A 13,417-nucleotide genomic window follows, 5' to 3' on the forward strand; every position below is an offset into this window, starting at 1 on the left:
GAGCGGATGATGAATCAACATATGGATCAACAAACCGAACTGAAATACAAAGAAGCTTTGCGTCGGGCCGCCGGTCAGATCCAGAAACTGGATGCCGACCTCAAAGCCCGTCAGGCACAGCAGCAGGCGCCGATCGCAGTGATTGGTGTTGGCTGTCGTTTTCCGGCCGGCGCCAACGATGCCGAAGGTTATTGGCAGCTGTTGGCCGGCGGTGTTGATGCGGTCGGGCTGGTGCCGGCCAGCCGTTTTGCCGCGGAGCATTGGTTTGACCCGCAGCGCCAGCCGAAAAAAACTGGCCGCAGTTATGTCCGTCACGCTAGTTTTATCGACGATGTCGCCGGCTTTGATGCCCGGTTTTTTGACATCACACCGGTCGAAGCCAAAGCACTGGATCCGCAGCAGCGGCATTTGCTTGAAGTCAGCTGGCAGGCGTTGCAGCATGCCGGGCTGGATCCACAGCAGTTGCGCGGCAGTAATACCGGCGTTTTTGTCGGCCTTAGCAGTAACGATTATTTTAAAGCCCATATGGGCTCACTCAACCCGGACAGTATCAGTGCTTATGCGCTGACGGGCGTGCATGCCAGCACGGCATCCGGCCGGCTCAGTTATTTTTATGACTGGCATGGCCCTTGTTTTGCAGTGGACACGGCCTGCTCCTCGTCGTTGGTGGCGTTGCATCAGGCGCTGCAAAGTCTGCGCGCCGGTGAATGTGATTTGGCGCTAGTGGCCGGCGTTAACCTGATGCTGACGCCTGAGCCTTTTGTCGCATTTTCGCAACTGGATGCGTTAGCGCCGGATGGTCGTTGCAAAACCTTTGATGCCCGCGCCGATGGTTATGGCCGCGGTGAAGGTTGTGGTGTGCTGGTATTAAAACGCGAAGCCGATGCGATTGCGGCCGCTGATGAAGTGCTGGCGCTGGTCTGTGGCAGTGCGATTAATCAGGACGGCCGCAGTAATGGCCTGACCGCGCCGAATGGTCTGGCGCAGCAGCAGGTGATCCGGCAGGCGCTGAAGGCTGCCGGCGTAGAGCCGGCTGAAGTGGATTATGTCGAATTGCATGGTACCGGCACACCGCTTGGCGACCCGATTGAAGCACAGGCCTTAGCAGAAGTGTTTGCCGGTGTGGACCAGCCGGTGCGGATCGGCAGCGTCAAATCGCAGATCGGCCATTTGGAAGCGGCGGCTGGCATCGCCGGCCTGATCAAGCTGGTGTTGTCGATCCGGGCGCAGCAATTGCCGGCCAGTCTGCATTTTGAGCACGCTAACCCGCTCATTCAGCTGGAGCAATTGCCACTGCAGATGCAAACCGAACTGACCGCCGTAGAGGCACGCAGTGGCCGGCTGACCTGTGGTATCAGCGCTTTTGGTTTTAGCGGCAGCAATGCGCATGTGATCTTGCGCGCTCCGGTGGCACAGGCGGCAGATGGCCAAGCCGCCGCCGTCACAGACTCAGTTACCGGCTCAGCAGGGCGCTGGCAGCTGTTGCCGCTGACGGCCAAAAGCCCGGCGGCACTGGCGCAGCTTAGCGAGCTGTATCAACAGGCGCTGACCTCCGAGCCGGAACTGGACGCGTTTTGTGCCAGTGTCTGGCGCAGCAGGGCCAGTTTACCGCTGCGCTTGCCGCTGCTGGCCGACAGTGCGGCTGGCCTTGCTGAGCAATGCCGGCAATGGCAGACCACTGCGGAACTGCCGGCCAAACGTAGCAATCTGCAGCAAACCTGGTGTTTCAGCGGCCAGGGCAGTCAGTCGTTGCAGATGGGGTTTGCGCTATATCAGCACTATCCAGTGTTTCGCGCTGCGCTGGATCAGGCCGAAGCTTATCTGACCCGCGAACGGGGCTGGTCGCTGCTGGCGTTGTTGTATCCGGCAGAAGGGCAAATGCAGGAAGCGCAGCAGGTGCTGGCGCAAACCCAATATACCCAGCCGGCGATTGTTGCGCTGCAATGGGCATTGGCGGCCTTGTGGCAAAGCCTCGGTCTGCTGCCGGCGCAACTGGTTGGCCATAGTATTGGCGGCATTTCAGCCGCAGCAGTGGCCGGATTTTATAGCCAGCAGCAGGCGCTGGAACTGGCTTGTATCCGCGGTCAGCTGATGCAGACCTGTGGTGCGGGCCAGATGTTGGCGCTGCAGATGGCGGCGACACGCTGGCCTGAGTGCCAGGCAGCAGTCAGTGCAGAAGCGCCGGACGCTATGTTAGTGCTGGCGGCCGACAATGCCAGCAGCAGTATCACGCTCAGTGGTGATGCCACCGCGATTGTGTTGGCTCAGGCCTGGGCGGAGGCGCAGCAAATCCGCGCCAAATTGCTGGACGTGGAGCAGGCCTTTCACAGTCCGGCTTTTGCCGGCATCACGGCACAATTCGCGGCGGCTATCGCCCATATCCAGCCTTCAGCCGGGCGCTTGCCCTGCATTTCCGACGTGACTGGTGAGCCGCTCAGGGTGACGGATTTAACGCCGGCTTACTGGGCCGCACAAATCACCGCCCCGGTGCAGTTCCGTCAGGCGATCGCAGTAGCGGCAGCGCAATCTGGCATTTTGCTGGAACTTGGCGGCCATTCAACTTTAAGTGCGCTGCTTGGCAGCGATTATCCGCAGCAGCTGGTGCTGTGCAGTCTGCGCAAAAGCTGGCCGGCCGACCGCGCCTGGCTCAGTGCGGTTGCAGCGCTGTGGCAAGCCGGTCTGCCATTGCAATGGCCGGCGCTGTACAGCTCGCCTGTCGCGACTTTGCCACGCCGGCAATTGCCGCCATACCCCTTTGAACATACTCAATTCTGGATCCCGTTAAATGACAACACCAAGCCCAGCGGGCTGGTGCAGGAGTCTGTGATGCCTTTTTCTGAATCTGCCGTACCTGCCTCAGGCCATGTGCCGGCGCATAACCCCCAACCACAGCTACAGGCGCAATTGCAGCAGATGATCAGCCAGATCTCCGGGCTGGACAGCAGCGAGATTAATGCCGATGCCCACTGGTTTGAACTGGGACTGGACAGTCTGATGGTGGTGCAGCTACAACAACGGTTGCAGCAGAAATATCAGCTGGAAGTGCCGGTCGAGCAGCTGTTTCAGCAACATAGTTCGGTCAGCGCACTGGCCGGCTTTTTACTCAGCGAGTATCCGCAGCAGCTACTGACACAGCTGGCACCAGCGCCTCAGGTCGTTACAGCAGCGTCGGTTCAGCCTGCGATGACAATGCCTGCCGTGGCAATGCCTGCTATGCCCCAGGCGGCCGCAGCCATGTTACCGACATTGCCGCAGTCAGGCACTGCTTTTGGCGCTGCGCTCGAACCGGGTCTGGCGCAACTGCTGCAACTGCAGCTGGCGCAAATGGATCAGATGAATCAGCTGATGGCACAGCAGCTACAGGTGCTGGCGCTGGCAGAAGGGGCGCAGGAAGTGGTCAGCGAAGCAGCGGCCGCGCCGCTTGTTGCACCATCGGCCGCGCCATCGACCACACAGACCGGCGTTAATCCGGTTGTTGCCGCACCGCAGCAGCGCCCGCCGGCCAGCGTGGCTCAGACTACCAACGCCGGCAATCAGGCGCGCGGCATGACCTTTAACCGCGAAGGCTTAAATCCGCAGCAGCTGGCTTTTGTGCAACAACTGATCGCGGCGCACGTGGCCCGGACCGGGCAGTCGAAAGCCTATGCCGGCAAATATCGCCCGGTACTGGCGGATTGGATCGCCAGTCTGAACTTCAGTCTGACCTTAAAAGAAATGGTCTACCCAATCGTATCAGCCCAGTCAGCCGGTGCGCGCTTTTCCGATGTTGACGGCAACGAATATCTGGATATTTCCGGCAGTTATGGCGTCGGATTTTTTGGCCACAACCCGGATTTTGTCCGCGATGCCATCAGCCAACAGCTGGCACTGGGTGTTGATTTAGGCCCGCAAAATGCGCTGGCCGGTGAAGTGGCCAGTCTTATCGCCGAACTGACCGGTGTCGAGCGGGTGGCGTTCTGTAATACCGGCTCCGAAGCCGTCACTGTGGCGATCCGCGTTGCTCGCACTGTGACGCAGCGGCCGAAACTGGTGATTTTCAAAGATTCGTATCACGGTACTTATGATGGCGTGCTGGCCGATAGCGGCGAGTACGGCACAGTGCCAAGCGCGCCGGGCATTCCGGCCGGCATGGTCGAGGATGTCATCGTGCTGCGCTACGGCAGTGATGAAGCGCTGGCCGCTATTGCCGCACAAGCCGGTGAGATCGCCGCTGTGCTGGTGGAGCCGGTACAAAGCCGCAAACCGGGGCTGCAGCCAGCGGCATTTTTGCAGCAATTACGCACACTGACGCAGCAACAGGGTTGTCTGCTGATCATTGATGAAATCATCACTGGCTTTCGCACCGGACCAAAGGGCGCGCAACAACATTTTGCTGTACAGGCCGATTTGGTCACCTACGGCAAAGTGCTCGGCGGTGGCATGCCGCTTGGCGTGGTGGCCGGTAAAGCGCAGTACATGGGCTGTATTGACGGTGGCAGCTGGCAGTACGGCGACGACTCAGCGCCGCTGCAGAAAACCACCGTCTTTGCCGGTACTTTCTGCAAACATCCGCTGACGATGACGGCGGCCCGCGCCGTGTTATTACGCCTGCGCGACAGCGGTGGCGCATTGCAGCAGCAGGTCAATGCGCTGACCGCGGATCTGGTGGCGCAACTGAATCAATATTTCAGTGCCGACAACGTGCCGTTACAGCTGAGCCATTTCGGTTCGTTATTCCGCTTTGACCCGTGCGGCGGCGTTGATTTCCGTTTGCTGCCGCTGCAGCAACAACTGTTCTTCAGTCTGCTGCTGAGCAAAGGCGTGTATGTCTGGGAGCGCCGCACCTGTTTCCTCTCTGTGGCCCACCAACCAAGCGATCTCAACATCATAGTGTCGGCGTGCCGCGAGGCGGTCGCACAGTTACGCCAGGGCGGGTTTGCGTTTTACCGCCAGCAACCACCAGCCAGCGTCAATGCGGCGGGCACCAACGAATCAACGGTTTTAACCATCTGACACAAAAGGAGTTTTGTATGCGGAAGTCCTATACCAATGTGGTGATCACCGGTGTCGGTGGTCTTGGCAATATCCTGCTGACCCGGTTGACGGGCATGGCTTTGTATCAACGTCACCCGCGGGTGATCACGTCAGAAGAACGTGGCATTGCCCAGCGCACCGGCAGTGTCAGCGCAGTGGTGCGCGCGGGCCGTGAGATTGAAACCTCCTGCCTGTACTCGCAGCACACCGATTATTTGCTGGGGCTGGAACCGCTCGAAGCGCTGCGCAAATTGCCGTTGTGTCAGCGCGGCACTGTGACCTTGTTGTCGGACTTGCAGTTCCCGACCGGCCGCAGTCTGGCGCGACAGCGGCAATATCCGGATCTGCAGCACATTGTGCAGGCATTTAGCGCACATTGCAGTTTGCTGCTGATCCCGATGCAACAGCTGCTGCGTCGCGAACAACTGGCCGACAAATTCAGTTCGGCGGTGATGTTTGGCGTGTTCTGTGCGAGCTATGGCTTTTCGCACAGTTTTGCGCTGCAACTGCTGAGTGAAACCGTGGCGCCGGCTTATCTGGCGTCGAATCAGCGCGCCCTGGCGGCTGGTTTTGACTGGCTGGAACAACAGGATTTGCCGGCCGCGCCGGAGCATGCGCTGAAACGGGCCTGATCACAGGCAAAACCCGCTTTGCTGTTGAGTACACAAGGACATAACAATGCTGAATTATCACTCAGGGTGTGAAGCCGTGGCTTTTGGCGCCTGGGAAGCCGGCCTGAAAACGCTGTATTCCTATCCGGGCAGTCCGGTGACGGAAATTGTCGAAGCGATGCAACGATTGCCAGAGGTGAAAAGCAGCTGGGCGACTAATGAAAAAGTCGCAATGGAAATGGCGGCGGGCGCCTGTCACAGCGGCGCCCGCACTATGGTGGTGATGAAACATGTCGGGCTGAATGTGGCGGCCGATCCGTTTTTTAATCTGGCCTATACCGGCGTGGTCGGTGGCCTGGTGGTGGTGGTGGGCGACGACCCGGGCGCGCGCAATTCGCAAAATGAACAGGATACCCGCCAGCTTTGTCTGGCCGCCGGGGTGCCGGTGCTGGAGCCGGCCACAGTGCAGGAAGCCAAAATGCTGTCTGCGCTGGCATTTGAATTGTCGGAGCAGTTTGATTTACCAGTGGTACTGCGGCTGACCTCGCGGCTCTGTTATAGCAAAGACAAGCTGGAACGGCTGGAGCGCAAGCCATCGGACATACCCGGTGCATTTGCCACGCCGATCCAGAAATATTTGCTGCTGCCTGCTTTTGTGCCGGGTTGTCATGAACGGCGTAACCATAATCTGCAGGCACTGGCGGGCAGCAATATTGCCGACAGCCTGTGTGTCCGGACATTGCCGGACAAACTGCAGCATCGTTATCCGCTTGGCATTATCAGCAGTGGTTTTCCATCCGGCGTGGTGCAGGAAATGCTTGGTCAGGACCTGCCGCTGTTGCGGTTGCAACTGGTCTATCCGTTGCCGGCACAGCAGATCCGCGCTTTTGCCGCGCTCTGTGATCGTGTGCTAGTCGCGGAAGAGTCGTCTGGTTATCTCGATCAGCAAGTGCGTAGCCTTGGTATCCCGACGCTGGATAAACCGGATTATGACGGCGTCGGTGAATTCAGTCTGCAAACGCTGCAGAGCCCACAGGCGCCAGAACTCGACAGCTATATTCGTGCCACGCAGCCTGGCAGCATCGATATCCGCTGGCTGGATAATTTGCCACCGCGGTTACCCGGTTTTTGTGGCGGTTGTCCGCATACCGGCATTTTTCAGATTTTACGTGACCGCAAGCTGTATGTCGTCGGCGATATTGGCTGTTCGACGCTCGGATCGCTGGAGCCGTTCAGTGCTTTGCACACCAATTTGTGTATGGGCGCCAGCCTTGGCATGTTGCAGGGTTATCTGGATGGTCTCGGGCCACAGGCCGCGACCGAATGTGTAGCGGTACTTGGGGATTCGACCTTTTTCCACTCCGGCATGACCGGGCTGATGGCGCTGGCACGCCAGCAATGCCCCGGTACAGTGATCATTCTGGATAACAGTGGTTCGGCGATGACCGGCTTGCAATACACCAGTCTGTCGCTGGCGGCGCCGCAATGGCTCGAACTGCTGCGCAGTCTGGGCGTTGTACATTGCCAGGTGTTGCCGTCACTGGAACCTAAAGCGATCGAATGCTGGCTCGATCTCGAACTGGCGCGGCCGGCCTTGTCGGTGCTGGTGCTCAAAGGCAGCTGTGTGCAGGAACTGAACATCAAAGAAGATACGCCGTTTCGCTACACCATTCTCGAATCTGTGTGCACCAGTTGCGGCGATTGTGTGCGCGATACCAACTGCCAGAACTTCGATGTGACGGATCTGGATCAGGACAAAGCGCAGATTGCGATCAGCAGCAGCTGTATCGGTTGTGGCTTGTGCAGTCAGCTCTGTCCGGAGCAAGCGATTGTGCCGCTGTCGGTCAGCATGCTGGTGCCAAAAGCGGGGCCGCTGGCAAAACCGGTCGCCCGACTCGCCGGCAAATTGCCCTGGGCCAGGATCATCCGGCGGTTAAATCAGCAGCGCTGGCTGGCGCCGCTGTTAAACCGCATCGAGCAGTCGTTACATCAGATTTTGCAGCGGCAGGCGGCCAAAGCGGTCAAAACTGCCAGTGCGGCCGAACCGGTGCAATTTTATCCGGCCGATTGAGCCGGAACGCAGCATGGGCGGCCCAATGGTCGCTGATGCCGATGAATGGTGTTTTCTGTAGTTAAAAGCAGTTAAATGAGTTGAATGTCGGTAAAAATATCAAAAAAATAGCAAGTTTTCCGAGGCGGTTGTCATTGAGTTTCAGTGGGGGTTTTTTATCTTGGGGTCGCCTGTCAGCCGACAGGTATGGCTCAGGCCACAGATCAACTCAACGAAGGACCACGATGATGAAAAAACACCTGCTGACGCTGGCACTGGCTGCCACGCTGGGAATTGCACAGATGAGCACCGCACAAGCGGCTGACTACAAATATGTGTTGCTGCATGGCTTCCAGCCATCTCAGTTACAAAGCCGGCCGGATGCCGCTGCCGTGACTGCCAATGGCGAAACATACTGGCAGGAATTCTGGTTGCAACATGCCAGCGCGCGGATCGACTGGCCGTCGCATGAACGGATTGAAGGCAAAATTGCCACGCATTATTTGTGGCCAAAATTGCAGCAGATGTCCCGCGACAATCTGTGTCAGAGCGGCTGTGTGCTGGTGACGCATTCGACTGGCGATCTGGTCGCGCGTTATCTGCTGGAGAATCAGGCCAACTGGTTACGTAATGCCGGCTTACAGCCATTAAATATTATCGCTACTTTTGACTTTGCCGGTGCCGGCGGTGGTTCTGAACTGGCGGATGTAGCGCTGAATGTCGCCGATGGCAAAGCCGGAACGCTGGCGAAAAAAGCGGTGCAGGCCTGGTTGGGTTTTGAACCGACCCGTGCCAATGTTGGTGTGTTAAATGACCTGTCGGTCAACACCGCCCGTGCCTTGGTCAGTGCGCCGCAAAACCGGGTGCCACGTGTGCGCTTTGTTGGCGGTGGCACCGATTTTTACTGGGTCACTGATACTTTCCTGCCGGGACAGGATGATGGCGTGGTCGCCAGCCATTCGTCTTGTGGTGCAGCCAGAGCCGGTGCTTTTGTCAGCTGCAGCAATCAGGTCGATTTGGACGGCAAAGTCGGTGCATCGTCCGATGCGGTGACCAGTTTTCTGCCCAACCACGTGCCGTTACTGATGGCGCTGGGCTATTCGCATTCGGCGCTGGTTAGCAACAAAACCAACGGCAAATACACCACGGCCAGCAATAATGTCAGTTTTGGCCCGGGCCGGCTCAGCATTGCCAGCAAAGACGAAAAAGCGAAATGGCCATTTAGCGGTACTTACCGTTATGTCGTCGATTCAGCCAGCACGCCGGTATCGGCATTAGTGCAGAAGAAAGCGCTGTGATCTGATGATGGTTTAAATCAGGAAATTATTGCAGCGGTACGGTACGCCGGCCGCTGCTTTTGCGCCCTGCATGGGGCGAATCTGCTGACAAGGAGTCCGGATGAGACCGAAAATTTACCTGTTGTTATTGCTGTCTGTTGGCGGGATTTTAGCCATTGGGTATTGGCAGCACGACAGTCAAACTGCCGTCAGCCCGGCCGGGGTGGTCGAAAATAAAGCTGAACTGCAACCAGTGCCACCACCTGTAGCGACGCAGGCCCAGGCGCCGGCAGATCCGGTGCAGCAATTTGCCGAACAATTGCTGACACCGCCTTATTCACAGGCGGTGACGGCGGCCAATCTGGCGCAAACCGAAGCCCCGGTTGCCGCGGCCGTGACAGTACCGCTGGATGACGGCATCGTCTGGTCGTTGCAACTGGAGCAATACCGCTTCAGTTACCCGCAACCGATCAAAGCCACAGTGCAAATTAAAGGCGAACAACCGGCGCTGATCCGGTATCGGCTGCGTAGTAGCACTGCAGCAGAGTTAGTGAGTAGCGGCGAACTCGCGGCCGAACCCGACGGTGTGTTCCGGCTTGAGCTGGCCGGTCAGAGCGATTTCCCGCCGGAGTTGGAACTCAGTGTCGAGAGTGAACCGGGCCATGGTGCGCTGGCGCGGCTCAGTTACAGTCAGCCAGTCGCATGGCTGGAACAAACTGGTGTACTGGAAGCGGACGACACTGATTTGGTGTTGCCGTTACAGTTGCAGGTACAGAAAGCCGGGTTATACCGGGTGCAGGCGGTGTTAGGCCTCCAGCAAAGGCCGGCCAAACCGCTGGCAATTTTACAGGGTGAGTTTGTACTGCCAAGCGGCAGTCAGTCGATCCGGCTGCGGGCGCATCATTCAGTGTTACCGGCTGAGCGCTTTGATGCCGAACTCAGCCGTTTGCAGCTGGAGCTGGCACCACCGGTGCCAGGCGCGACCACCGGTTATGGCCGGCCATTAGCAGCGCCGGTGGCGCTGGGGGATTTTGATCCGGCCGCGCTCAGCCGCACGCCGTATCAGCCGGATGCGCAGGCGCTGCAAAGTGCGGCTTTGTTACAGCAGATCAGCCGTTAACCGTTGCGGCACAGGCGCTGCTGTGGTCAGGCTTGGTCGCAGCGCCAGGCTTTGCAGCATCGGTGCTAACAGGGTCGCGCCGTGGGCAAAGATAAAAAAGTGATCGCCGCTCAGCACTGTGACCGCCACGGGTGTGCTGAAACACTGTTGCCAGGCGGCAAGATCGGCGGCGCTGATATCCGGATCCGCGTCACCACCAAAGATCCAACACGGCGGCCCCGCCAATGGCAGGCGGTCTGCCGGGCTTCTGTACTGTTCAACATGAGCAAAATCGCGTTGCAACATCGGCAGGAATAAATCCAGTAATTCATCGTTTTGCAGGATCTCCGCCGGGGTACCGTTCATGTCACGCAGCAACTGAATAAAGGCCGCGCGGTCTTTGTTGGCCACGTCACGGGTGGTTGGCGGCAAAAACGGTGCCCGCGCGCCGCTCAGCACCACGGCCGTCGGTTGTAACGCTGCCGGCAACAGATGCAGCATCTCAAAAGCGATGCGCGCTCCCATACTGTGGCCATACAATACCCAGGGCCGGTTGGCTGCGAGCGCCGGCAGATCCGCCACGATCGCCGCGGCCATTTGCTCAATCGACAGGTCGTTACGCTGGTGAAAACGCCGGCCACGCCCCGGTAACTGTACTGTCTGTACTTCCAACCAGGGCGGCAGCAATGGCAGCCAGGGCCGGTACACATGTTCGTTGCCGCCGGCAAAAGGCACCGCCAGCAGCAGCGCCGGTAACTGCGCTGCGCTTTGCGGGCGCTGTGGGCTGAACCAGCAGCTGTCAGCTGCAGAATTTGTCATCAGCCGCGGCTCAGGCTCAGCACTTTGCCGGCATCAATCACCGCTAAAAAACTTTGGCCGGCGGTGGCCTGGCACAGGTCCAGCGCTTTGCCGTTGATGCTGAATTCACCTTTGCAATTTTGCAGGCTGAACCAGTTACTCGGCTGACCTTTTTCCAACAGCTGCGTGCTGCCGCCGGCTTTGACTTCGATACCACTGACGGTGGCAAAAAATCGCACCCGATACACGCCGCTTTGATCACTGCTTTGTTTTTTAAACGCACTGATCCGATAGGTGTTCTGATCCTGCCAGGCCACCACGGTCTGGTCGTCGTCGTTTTTCACGTCATAAACCAGATGGTTGCTGCCGTTTTTGTCCAGCCGGTGAAAACTCTGTACAGACACGCGGAAGTCGATGTTGTCACGTTTGACTTTGACACTGATGCTGTCCTGGCCGGCTTCCAGGCTGCCGACACGATATTTGCTGTCGCTGATATTCGGCGCTTTGCCGGTGTAGTCGTGGGCGCCGATATGGATGTCGACCGGAGCGGTGCTGGCATTGATCAGCTGATAACTGTTTTTGTAGTCATAGTCTTTGATGATGTCCCGCACTGCGCTGACTTTACAGCCTGACAGTGCCAGCAAAGTGACAGATGATAACAACATGAATTTACGCATATTTTTGACTCCTGTTTCCTTACATTTGTTTAAACTGCGCCGTAAAAGAGCGGCTCAGCGGTAACACATCCGGGTGTTCTTTCAGATGGATCTGATGACGGCCAAACAGATCTTTTTCGACAAAGGCGATGGCGCGAAGACTGACGATGTAACTGCGGTGCACCTGCGCATATAAATGCGCGTCAAGCTGGCGGATCAGCTCTTTGAGCGGGGTGCGGATCACATGGCGTTCATGGGCCGTGACCAGTTCGGTGTATTTATCAGAGGCCTGAAAAAATAACACTTCATCCAGCGCCACCAACCGCGTCTGATTGGCGAGGCCAACATGAAACCAATGCAGTTTGTTGTGTTGGGCCTGCAGACCCGCCAGGCATTTGGCCAATACGGCCGGGTCGGGCTGTAATTGCTGACGCAGCCGGTCGATACATTTTTTCAGGCGCTCATCTGACACCGGTTTTAATAAATAATCGGCCGCTGCGCGTTCAAACGCCGCGACGGCATATTCATCAAAGGCGGTGACAAACACCGCGCGGGTCTGTTGCAGACTTTCGGCGACCTGCAGACCGTTCAGGCCCGGCATGCGGATATCCAGAAAAGCAAAATCCGGTTTGTGCTGATGCACCAGACTCAGTGCTTCCACGCCATTGCGGGCGGTGGCGACCAGCTCCAGCTCCGGCCATAAATGCCTGAGGCGGTCACACAAATAATTCAGCAATAAGGGTTCGTCATCAGCGATTAATGCGGTAGGCATATGGCGTTACTCTTGGTTAAAGCCGGCACGGGCGGGTGATTGTTCTGCCGGGGCAGCGTCCTGCAACAACACCGCCGGTGGCGTGTCCAGCGCCGACATCGGCAGGCACAATTCACTGATGCAGCCGTGCGGCGGATTGTCGAACAGCGCAAGTCTTGCTTTGTCGCCATACAAGTGATGCAGGCGGTTACGCACATTCGCGAGGCCAATACCACTGGTGGATTGCAGCGTCTGCGCTTCCAGACCAACGCCATTGTCGGTGACTTTCAGGCATAGCTGTTCACCATGTTGTTCGGCATGCACCCGGATATGGCCTTTGAGCAGAGACGGTTCGATGCCATGCGCCAGTGCATTTTCGACCAGCGGTTGCAGCAGCAACGGCGGCAGCAGTTTGCCGTGCAGTTCCGGCGCAATATCAATGTCAAAAGATAAGCGGTCACCGAGGCGAATACGGGCAATTTCCAGAAGCTTTTCAATCAGTTCCATCTCATGGTGCAAAGTCGACAAAGGCCGGCGGGTGCGCTGCAGGCTGGCGCGCAAATAACCGTTAAAATGCGTCAGCATCGTTTGTGCCTGTTGTGGATTAAACATGATCAGGCTATGCACATTGGCCAACGTGTTAAACAAAAAATGCGGTTCAATTTGCGCCTGCAAAAACATCAGCTGCGCCTGCGTATCGGCCTGGCGGTATTCGGCCAGCAACCGGCGTTCCCGCTCCAGTTCGGCGCGATACACCTGGCCCTGATAACGTACCAGTACAAAGCTGGCGGCAATAATGGCAACCACCAGCGGCAAAATCAGACTGCGCCAGCCGATGTCGGGGTTTTGCTGCATAAACTGAAACACGTCGGGCGAACCCAATCCAGCGGCGATCTTCAGGCCGAGATATAAACCCGGCGGCACTGCCAGTAACTGGATCAGCCAGACCGGCAACCGCTGGCGTGCCAGCAGATGGCCGAGTTGAGTCAGGCCCCAGATACAGCAACCGACCGCGTTGGCATACACCAGCTTCACCGGCCAGCTGGTGCTGTCGTCCAGCAGGTACATCAGACTGGCGATGACAAAATTAATTGCCAGCAAAATCAGGATCTCGCGTAGCCAGTGGCGTAAATCTTTTGGTTGTGCAGCAGGTGCAGGCATA

Annotated in this window: 9 protein-coding genes; 5 read left to right on the top strand and 4 right to left on the bottom strand. The window is 57.9% G+C overall.

The annotated features are described in order from the left end of the window. Positions 1–6 precede the first annotated feature (6 nt). The 5 genes from ATY27_RS09625 to ATY27_RS09645 all read left to right on the top strand — a co-directional run bounded on the left by ATY27_RS09625 (position 7) and on the right by ATY27_RS09645 (position 10,071). A complete protein-coding gene (locus ATY27_RS09625; protein ID WP_208933304.1) occupies positions 7–4,992 on the top strand; it encodes a type I polyketide synthase in 4,986 nt (1,661 codons plus the stop codon). Positions 4,993–5,009: 17 nt separating this feature from the next. Next, positions 5,010–5,645 (top strand): 2-oxoacid:acceptor oxidoreductase family protein, encoded by a 636-nt coding sequence (locus ATY27_RS09630; protein ID WP_208933305.1) that lies wholly within the window; start codon positions 5,010–5,012, stop codon positions 5,643–5,645. Between the two features lie 46 nt (positions 5,646–5,691). Next, positions 5,692–7,695, top strand: coding sequence for a thiamine pyrophosphate-dependent enzyme (locus tag ATY27_RS09635; RefSeq protein WP_208933306.1), 2,004 nt, complete (start codon positions 5,692–5,694; stop codon positions 7,693–7,695). A gap of 224 nt (positions 7,696–7,919) precedes the next feature. Then, a complete protein-coding gene (locus tag ATY27_RS09640) occupies positions 7,920–8,972 on the top strand; it encodes a hypothetical protein (protein ID WP_244151426.1) in 1,053 nt (350 codons plus the stop codon). A gap of 100 nt (positions 8,973–9,072) precedes the next feature. Then, the gene (locus ATY27_RS09645) at positions 9,073–10,071 is read left to right on the top strand and encodes a hypothetical protein (RefSeq protein ID WP_208933307.1); all 999 of its coding nucleotides are present in this window, start codon (positions 9,073–9,075) and stop codon (positions 10,069–10,071) included. On the opposite strand, the gene ATY27_RS09650 is transcribed toward ATY27_RS09645, so the two are convergent. The 4 genes from ATY27_RS09650 to ATY27_RS09665 are packed head-to-tail and all read right to left on the bottom strand — an operon-like array spanning position 10,051 to position 13,416. Next, complete coding sequence (locus ATY27_RS09650) at positions 10,051–10,869, bottom strand: alpha/beta fold hydrolase (protein WP_208933308.1); 819 nt, start codon at positions 10,867–10,869, stop codon at positions 10,051–10,053. The two genes, ATY27_RS09645 and ATY27_RS09650, sit on opposite strands and share 21 nt — an antisense overlap. Continuing rightward, positions 10,869–11,525 carry a hypothetical protein gene (locus ATY27_RS09655; RefSeq protein WP_208933309.1) on the bottom strand — a complete coding sequence of 219 codons (657 nt, stop codon included), beginning with the start codon at positions 11,523–11,525 and terminating at the stop codon, positions 10,869–10,871. The genes ATY27_RS09650 and ATY27_RS09655 overlap by 1 nt, the downstream gene beginning before the upstream one ends. Before the next feature lie 19 nt (positions 11,526–11,544). Beyond that, the gene (locus tag ATY27_RS09660) at positions 11,545–12,276 is read right to left on the bottom strand and encodes a LytTR family DNA-binding domain-containing protein (protein ID WP_208933310.1); all 732 of its coding nucleotides are present in this window, start codon (positions 12,274–12,276) and stop codon (positions 11,545–11,547) included. A 6-nt stretch (positions 12,277–12,282) separates the two neighbouring features. Then, positions 12,283–13,416 (bottom strand): histidine kinase, encoded by a 1,134-nt coding sequence (locus ATY27_RS09665; RefSeq protein WP_208933311.1) that lies wholly within the window; start codon positions 13,414–13,416, stop codon positions 12,283–12,285. Position 13,417 lies beyond the last annotated feature (1 nt).

It is taken from the genome of Rheinheimera sp. F8 (assembly GCF_001518915.1).